Here is a 569-nt window from a genome sequence, read left to right on the forward strand (position 1 = left end):
GCCGATCTCCAGGCCCAGGCGGTACTCGGTGCCCAGAGTATTTTGAGTTCAGCCTTCATCAAATAGACCGTCATCAGTGATTGGTTGGCTGCCAATAAATCCTGCAAGTGAACCTCTTGTTCAGGTGTTTTCAGATTCTGCGGATTGCGCAGCAACAGCCATCGCGCTTGTTTGATGACCTTGCGAGACGGCTTGTCGTGACGTAGCCGGTTGGCTTCGTCGACGCGGACCCGGTCAATGACCTCTCGGCCGTATTTGGCCACTACGTGAAACAGGTCGTAGACCACTCGCGCTTTCGGGCAGTGCTGACGAACTTCCAGGTCAAAAGCGGTGTTCATGTCCATCGCCACCGCTTCGATTTTGGCGCAACCTTCTGGCCCAAGCTCTTCGAAGAACGGTCTGACCGCCGCCCGACTGCGGCCTTCGCCGATCCACAGAACCCGTCGTGTGTCGGCATCGAGCACAACGCTGGCGTAGCGATGTCCTTTGAACAGCGCGAATTCATCCATCACCAAACGTCGTGGTTGCGCCTTCGGCAGTTCGCTCAATACTGCCTGCAAGGCGCGACG

General features: G+C 56.9%; 1 protein-coding gene. It reads right to left on the bottom strand.

The features are described 5' to 3' along the window. A partial coding sequence (locus AC1MDC_RS28685; protein ID WP_480394195.1) for an ISL3 family transposase occupies positions 1 to 569 on the bottom strand: 569 nt, incomplete at both ends.

The organism is Pseudomonas sp. 1, from assembly GCF_056626735.1.